This window comes from Thiorhodococcus mannitoliphagus (assembly GCF_010915725.1).
In the GTDB taxonomy this organism is placed as follows: domain Bacteria; phylum Pseudomonadota; class Gammaproteobacteria; order Chromatiales; family Chromatiaceae; genus Thiorhodococcus; species Thiorhodococcus mannitoliphagus.
This window is the reverse complement of sequence record NZ_JAAIJR010000018.1, coordinates 61,637-67,636: the sequence shown is the minus strand read 5'-3', so window position 1 is coordinate 67,636 and position 6,000 is coordinate 61,637. Positions and strand designations below refer to the sequence as shown.

Annotated in this window: 8 protein-coding genes; 3 read left to right on the top strand and 5 right to left on the bottom strand. The window is 65.3% G+C overall.

What is annotated here, in order from left to right; all coding sequences use genetic code 11:
* Positions 1-209: 209 nt before the first annotated feature.
* Together G3480_RS06405 and G3480_RS06400 are read left to right on the top strand one after the other, a co-directional pair.
* Positions 210-1,127 (top strand): LysR substrate-binding domain-containing protein, encoded by a 918-nt coding sequence (locus G3480_RS06405; protein WP_164652860.1) that lies wholly within the window; start codon positions 210-212, stop codon positions 1,125-1,127.
* 161 nt (positions 1,128-1,288) lie between these two features.
* Positions 1,289-1,723 (top strand): hypothetical protein, encoded by a 435-nt coding sequence (locus tag G3480_RS06400; protein ID WP_164652858.1) that lies wholly within the window; start codon positions 1,289-1,291, stop codon positions 1,721-1,723.
* A gap of 18 nt (positions 1,724-1,741) precedes the next feature.
* On the opposite strand, the gene G3480_RS06395 is transcribed toward G3480_RS06400, so the two are convergent.
* A complete protein-coding gene (locus G3480_RS06395) occupies positions 1,742-2,095 on the bottom strand; it encodes a cupin domain-containing protein (RefSeq protein WP_164652856.1) in 354 nt (117 codons plus the stop codon).
* A gap of 111 nt (positions 2,096-2,206) precedes the next feature.
* On the bottom strand, positions 2,207-2,425 hold the full coding sequence (locus G3480_RS06390) for a Tn3 family transposase (protein WP_164652855.1): 219 nt from the start codon (positions 2,423-2,425) through the stop codon (positions 2,207-2,209).
* A 185-nt stretch (positions 2,426-2,610) separates the two neighbouring features.
* Here G3480_RS06390 and G3480_RS06385 point away from each other — a divergent pair, with 185 nt between their 5' ends.
* Positions 2,611-2,814, top strand: a complete 204-nt coding sequence (locus G3480_RS06385; RefSeq protein ID WP_164652853.1) for a YgaP family membrane protein — start codon at positions 2,611-2,613, stop codon at positions 2,812-2,814.
* A 300-nt stretch (positions 2,815-3,114) separates the two neighbouring features.
* On the opposite strand, the gene G3480_RS06380 is transcribed toward G3480_RS06385, so the two are convergent.
* From G3480_RS06380 to G3480_RS06370, 3 genes are all read right to left on the bottom strand, one after another.
* Positions 3,115-4,074 (bottom strand): universal stress protein, encoded by a 960-nt coding sequence (locus tag G3480_RS06380; RefSeq protein ID WP_164652851.1) that lies wholly within the window; start codon positions 4,072-4,074, stop codon positions 3,115-3,117.
* A gap of 210 nt (positions 4,075-4,284) precedes the next feature.
* The gene (locus G3480_RS06375; protein WP_164652849.1) at positions 4,285-5,634 is read right to left on the bottom strand and encodes a Mur ligase family protein; all 1,350 of its coding nucleotides are present in this window, start codon (positions 5,632-5,634) and stop codon (positions 4,285-4,287) included.
* Positions 5,631-5,849 (bottom strand): hypothetical protein, encoded by a 219-nt coding sequence (locus tag G3480_RS06370; RefSeq protein WP_164652847.1) that lies wholly within the window; start codon positions 5,847-5,849, stop codon positions 5,631-5,633. The genes G3480_RS06375 and G3480_RS06370 overlap by 4 nt, the downstream gene beginning before the upstream one ends.
* Between the last annotated feature and the right edge of the window lie 151 nt (positions 5,850-6,000).

The following is a 6,000-nucleotide window of genomic DNA, read 5'->3' as shown; positions in this document are numbered from 1 at the left end:
TTGTCCGTTCTAATCTGCTGCTTTCAGCTGTCATTTTGTAGTGGGCAGATGGCACTTGGCCGTTGGCAGTTGGCAGTTGGCAGTTGGCAGTTGGCAGGGATTGTGTTTGGGTGCGGCCGTGGCGCCAAGTGTAATTGCGTCACAGCAAGACGCATCGCGGGGTCAATTTCCTGGGCAACCCAAATGGAAATTTCCGCTATCATGCCCGCGTGAATCTCCGGGACCTCAAATATATCCTCGCCGTCGCTGAGACGCGGCATTTTGGCCGCGCCGCGGAGCGTTGTTTCGTCAGCCAGCCGACCTTGAGCGGTCAGATCAAGAAGCTCGAGGACGAGCTGGACGTGGTCATCTTCGAGCGCACCAATCGCTCGGTCGAGATCACGCCGGTGGGCGATGTCATTCTGTCCCACGCCCGGCTCGCCTTGGAGCAAGCCGAGGCCATCGAGCAGGTCGCACGCGCCCACCAGGATCCGCTTGCGGGTCCCTTGCGCATCGGGGCGATTCCCACACTCAGCCCCTACCTGATGCCACTCGTCTTGGTGCCGCTCAAGAGGACCTACCCCAAGCTCAGATTGGTCCTCTCTGAAGAGATCACCGACTCGCTGCTCGGGCGCCTTGCAAGACACGAAATCGACGCCGCCCTCTTGGCAACCCCGCCCGAAGACAGCGATTTCGAGACCTTCCCTCTCTTCGATGAACCTTTCTGGCTAGCCCATCCGGTCAATCATCCGCTCTATGAGAAGGATGAGATCACGGCAAAGGACCTCGAGGATCTCGAAATGCTCTTGCTCGCGGATGGTCACTGTTTGACACATCAGGTGATGGAGGTCTGCCGCATGGCCGAGCGCCCCTCCCGAGGGGAGATGGCCGACTTGCGCGCATCCAGCCTGGAAACCCTTTTGCAGCTGGTCGGCGCCGGCTTCGGTTGCACGCTCATCCCCGCACTCGCCATCCGTGGCGGTTGGATGACGGACAGCGGCATCATCGCCCGCCCCCTGGAGCTTCCCGAGGCATTCAGGCGCATCTCACTCGTCTTCCGCCGCAGCTTCCCGCGCCGGCAAACACTGGAAGCCTTCGCTGAGATGGTCCGCACCCACCTGCCAAACACCGTCAGACGGCAGAGCTGATGCCGACCAGTTCGCCCGGGCGCAAAATGTAAGACAGGCAAGACTGTCGCGAAAACGAGTAGCTGGGCGAGCACCTAGCCTCGCCCAACCTGGTTGCCGGAGTGGCATATCGACAGGCCGCTGGCTCATAGCCGGCTTCGTATTTCGAGGTACTGCTCAAGATGCCCAAGGGATATCTCATCGTTGAGACACGCGCCGATCGCCCCGGCATCACCTGCATTCACGCGACCGAGCATCTAGCGGATCCAGAGTCGCCCTCCAGCAGCCAAGACGCTGACACCAAAGTCCACTTCGCGGCGCGCTTTGGCAACCTCTTCGTCGCGCGGATGCATGCCCACACCGCCCTGCGCGGTCGGACGCTAGACGCCGAGGCCGGCCTTTACCGCACCGATCCAGCCACGGCGATCGCGGCCATCGACGCCATCGACCTGCGCCACGAGCAGCTTTACCTGGACCCGGCGATCGCCGCCGACCCCGGACTCGCGCAAGCGACTGAGCACCGGCGCCGCAATCATCGGCGCGTCGACCGCATCTTCAACGGGGTCGGCATCGCGGCGATCATCTTACTCGTCCTCCTCGCCATCGCCGGCATCTGAAGCCCCTGTCAGCAAGGCTCAAGCCGCTTCAGGATCACTGAAGAGATGGATGGCCAGCCAAAGGCAGCGCGGTTCGCGGCTGGTGCCGAGCACTCGGTGCGGGGTGTGCGCCGGAATGAAGCGGAAGTCACCGGCGCCGAGCGCGACCTCCTCGCCCGCGATCTCGAGCGTCGCACGCCCCTGCAGCAGGCAGACCCACTCGTCCTGCACCTGTTCGTAGAGGGTCGGCTCCGGCTGGTCGCTGCTGACGATGCGCTCGATCTTGACCCGGCCGCATCTCAGCAGGTCTTCGAAGACCTCGCCCTGGATCGGCTGCGGGAGCGCCGCGAAGAGGTTGCCATCGATTGCATAGTCGTCGTCAGACAGGGGCATCTTGAGACAGTGTCATCTTGTTTACGAGTTCATCGGCGATCAGATTTTGGCAAAGTGTCACGCATCAAGCGATACCGAGGTCATTGGGCATCATGGGGTCTGAAGCTGTGCCTACAAAACGACCTGCCATTGCCCGCCTTTACATGCCCCCTGCGTGAACTCATGGGTGATGAGTTCGGCGACAGCGGCCTGCAGCTTGCCGGCGTCGATGTGCTGGGCGTTGATTCGGTGCAGGCTGTGACGCTTGATGCTCGCGGCTGCGTGCCCTGTGGTCTGGCTCGCGCCGAGCTTGCAGCCGAAACCGAAGACTGTGAACAGATAGCGCCGCACCGCCTCCTAGCCGGAGTGCATCAGAGCGACCAAAAACATCTGTAACCCGATGGGTATTCCAAGCACCTGCAAGCCGACTGAGGACGGGAAATTGGCTGCGATAGCCCCATGTAGACGCTCGGGACGTCTCGGCCGACCGGCGTCGCTCAACCCAATCCTGAGACAAGAAACATTGAGGTGATTGTATGGAACTGGTCAACAACGTGGGCAAGCAAGACCGTAACATCCGTTTCGCCGCAGGCGGTGCTGCGATCCTGCTCGGCATCGTCACTGGTCTGTGGTGGTTGGACATCATCGGCCTCATTCTGCTGGCGACGGCCTACTTCGGCACCTGCCTCGCCTACATTCCGCTCGGGATCAACACGGCGAAAGAAACTGCGGACGACTGAAGCAGTCGACGCCGCACCAGCCGTGAGATTCACCGCTTCCAACCCTCGGGTCACATCCCACGTTGCCCACGTGGCGGTGTCCCGGAGGTGGAGGCGATTGAAACGCTAAAGGACGGGGTTCTCACGCTTCGGCTGCCGACGGGGACACTGGGTCGTGATGCGCAAGACGGCGAATGTGCAAGGCCGCAAAGGATCGGCTTAGGGCATGAGCGGCAACGCCTGGAGCCTGCGCCGCCTCTGGCGTCGATGGCGCAATCGCTGCTCGCGACGGCCGTCGTTAGCCTGGGCTCGACCCAGGGATCACCCGAGCCCGACTGGCGAGATGAAGCCCTCGGGTTTCAGCGCTAGGACCGACAGCATGGCCGTCTGCAGGATGTCCTCGGCAGTCGTACCAATGAACAGCCCCGGCTCCCGCAGACGGCTCAGCGTGCTCATTACCAGCAAGTCAGCATCGAGCGCATTGGCGCAGGCGATGATCGCCGCCGCCGGCGCTCCGCGGACCAGGTGACCATTGCAACCGACCGCGCCGGCGGTGGCGATCAGTGCATCCATCGCGTCACGGTGCACGCGCTCGATGTGCCCGAAGGCCTCGGCGAGCGACGGTCCCGCCGGCGTCGGGTCGGTGTCGGCCGGACCCGCATAGGGGAAGGGTGACTGCCACGCATGCACCAGGTGCAGCTCGGCGCCATCTTGCTCCGCGATGGCTGCAGCCGTGTCGAGGATGCGCGCATTGAGCGCCTCGGTGCCGGGCTCGATCGGGTCAACGGCTGCGACCACGCGGTGGCACGCAGAAGGGCGCACGGAGTCGGGGCTCAGCTCGCCGCGTTCGGTCTCCCTGTCGATCCAGACGGGACAGGGACACTTGCGCAGCAGGTGCATATCGTTACTACCGAACAGCCTGCCAGCCCCCTGCAGTTGCCGCGCCGGTTTGATCACGAGGTCGTGACCATCGCGCAGCACCGCCTGAATCACCTCGATGAACGGATGGCCAATCGTCACGCGCAGCCGCGGCGGCGGCAGCTCGGCGATCGAGTCGGAGGCGAGTTGCGACAGCGCCGTATACCGCTGCTCGCTCTGCTGGATGTCGTCGTCGAGTCCGTAGCGCTTGATCAGCTCCGCGCCGATGCCCGTTTCGATGGTCACGTCCATCAGCGTGAGCTTGGCCCGGTGTCGGCGCGCCAGGTCGATCGCACGTCCGAGCGCACGGGTGGGGCCGAACACACCGTCGGCGAAATAGAGGATGTTTGTTGGCTGTCGCATCGTCTCACCTGCAATCCTGGGCCAAAGGGCGCCGAAGCGATTGGTATCCTGCGTCACCAAACGATGGGGACTCGCAACGCCCTAGGGAAATCGATGATTAAGATATAAGGCATTGCAAATCATCGATATGGGGCACTTGCTAGCCAGCGGGCGCGCTCCGCACGCATCGCATCAGCCCGCTCGGCGCTGTTCGTCGAAACGGGGCGACGGTCATCTCGAAGCCCATTCCAAGACTGGCAGCAGCCGCTCTAGCGCCATGCTTCGAGATCCCTTGAGGAGCACCGTGTCGCCCGCAAGCAGGCGCCTGCAGATGGCCACGGCGACGGCATCGGACCAGACCGAATGGATTTCGAAGCGGTCCGCGCCGCCGCCGATGCCTGCGCCGGGCTGCGCGAGGGCCTCGGCGAATAGCGGACCGACGAACAGACAGAGATCGGCCGTGGCGCAGGCCAGGTCCGCAATCTCGCGATGAGCCTGCGCGGCCCCCTCGCCCAACTCCAGCATGTCCGCCAGCACCGCCACGCGTCGGCCGGGATGAGCGGCGAGCATGGCCAACGCCGCGCGCATGGAACTCGGGTTGGCGTTGTAGGCATCGTTGATCACCGTGGGCCGTGCCGGGTCGTCGGCGAACAGCACCTCGCCGCGCAATGGCGCGTGGCTGGCCGAGCGGATGGCGGCCGCGATGCAGACGTCATGGATACCGAACAGTCGCGCGACTGCGGCCGCGGCGGAGGCATTGAGCCGATTGTGCTCCCCGGGCAGCGGCAGTGCCTGCGCAAGCGGATCGAGGTCGAAGCGGCGCAGCGTCACGGCCGACGGGGCCGACAGCGGCAGCGCCACCGGCAGCCGCCCCTCGGCGGGTACGAGGGCGGTGCCGCCGGGAGCAACGCATTCGATCAGCGCCGCCTCCTCGCGTGCGACACCCTGCAGGTCCCCGAAGAACTCCAAATGTTCCTCGCCGAGGCTGGTCAGCACCGCGATGTCCGGACGCACGATGGCGCCGAGGGCGGCGATCTCGCCGGGGTGATTGGTGCCGATCTCGCATAGCAGGTAGGCGTGCTCCGGCCGCGCCGTGAGCAGTGTCAGCGGCACGCCGAGATGGTTGTTGAAGCTCTTGGGGCTTTGGCTTCCGGCAAGCCCGCCAGCGTGGAGCAGTTGGTGGATCAGATGCCGCGTGGTGGTCTTGCCGTTGCTGCCGCAGATGCCGACGACGCGACAGCCTCCTGCGTGCAGCCGCTCGCGCCAGGCCGCGGCCAGGGCCTGCAGGGCCGCCACGCAGGAACCGACCTGCAGGAGCGGCAATGACGCCGGCGCCTGCGCCGGTGCACGCTCGACCAGGGCGAGCGCGGCGCCGGCCCCGGCGGCCGCGGAGACGAAATCGTGGCCATCGAAGCGCTCGCCAACGATGGCGACATAGGCCTCGCCAGGAGCCAGCGTGCGGCTATCGATGCCGATGCCGGCGATCGGCTCGGCCAGGCGCGGCGACGATCGGAGCCAGCGGCCGGCAGTCACGGCGGCAATCTCGGCCGGGGTGAAAAGCCTGTGTCGGGGATGGCTCACGGGCGGCTCAGTACGAAGAGACGCCAAGGGACGTGATACCGGGAGGTACCGCGCGCGGACATCCCCTGCCCGCGATCGGAGCGGTCACCGCTGCCCTCGGCGATCGCCGACGACCACATGGCTCGGCGAGCGCGCAAGAGGTGCCGGTGCCGGGACAGGCGTCCGCGCAGCAGCATGCGCCGGCGCGCGATGGCGGCCTTCAATGCGTCGCTCATGGCATGGATCTCCGCAGAGTTTGGGCAGGATGGCCCGGCGCGCTCCACACGTCGGGCCGCACTCAGCGCTAGGCCGCGCCGCAGGCGGGCGCTTCCCAGCCAGGCTCGGGAAGACGCTCCTCCAGAACCGCGTTGTCGAGCGGGAACAGCT

Bases quoted from the DNA above. Each gene is read 5' to 3' on its own strand.
- G3480_RS06395 (WP_164652856.1), bottom strand. From the start codon at position 2,095: ATGCCCCTGTCTGACGACGACTATGCAATCGATGGCAACCTCTTCGCG.
- G3480_RS06400 (WP_164652858.1), top strand. From the start codon at position 1,289: ATGCCCAAGGGATATCTCATCGTTGAGACACGCGCCGATCGCCCCGGC.
- G3480_RS06370 (WP_164652847.1), bottom strand. From the start codon at position 5,849: ATGAGCGACGCATTGAAGGCCGCCATCGCGCGCCGGCGCATGCTGCTG.
- G3480_RS06380 (WP_164652851.1), bottom strand. From the start codon at position 4,074: ATGCGACAGCCAACAAACATCCTCTATTTCGCCGACGGTGTGTTCGGC.
- G3480_RS06385 (WP_164652853.1), top strand. From the start codon at position 2,611: ATGGAACTGGTCAACAACGTGGGCAAGCAAGACCGTAACATCCGTTTC.